Genomic DNA, 515 nt, shown 5'->3' on the forward strand with positions numbered 1-515 from the left:
CCTTGGGTTAAGCGGGTTGGTGTCACTCAAGATGGAACCATTGGCCAGAACCACTGCGCCCTCTTCGGTCGGATGGTCGGCAAACGGAACACCATTGTGGTTCTGCTCAAACGAGAAGTTCTCAGGAGGTAACGTGGAGGTATCATGGCCACCAGTGTTGATGGCAGTCTCTCGGGCTTCCATACGAAGTGCCGGACCAGCGAACTCATTCACGGATTCAACACCACGTGCCTTACGGATACCAGCAGCCACAGCGTCGCTGAGGACTGACATACCGGAGCCGAACAGTAGGCCACCGAGCGCCGCATCAGCATAGTGGGCTTCGCCACCAGCGATAGACGTACGGATTCCTTCAGAGGCAACGTTGAGTGCGCCAGCCTGAGCACCAACACGGAGAGCCTTATTGATTACTTTGATACCCTTCCCGGTCACACCAACCAAGGGGACATAGCTCAACGGGTCAACACCAGCACCTACAACACCAGCCGCAAGTTTCGCACCAGTACCAGCCTCAG

At 56.3% G+C, this 515-nt stretch carries 1 protein-coding gene; it reads right to left on the reverse strand.

The features are described 5' to 3' along the window. A partial coding sequence (locus HGP29_RS28665; RefSeq protein WP_211093489.1) for a hypothetical protein occupies positions 1-515 on the reverse strand: 515 nt, incomplete at both ends.

It is taken from the genome of Flammeovirga agarivorans (assembly GCF_012641475.1).
Taxonomy (GTDB): domain Bacteria; phylum Bacteroidota; class Bacteroidia; order Cytophagales; family Flammeovirgaceae; genus Flammeovirga; species Flammeovirga agarivorans.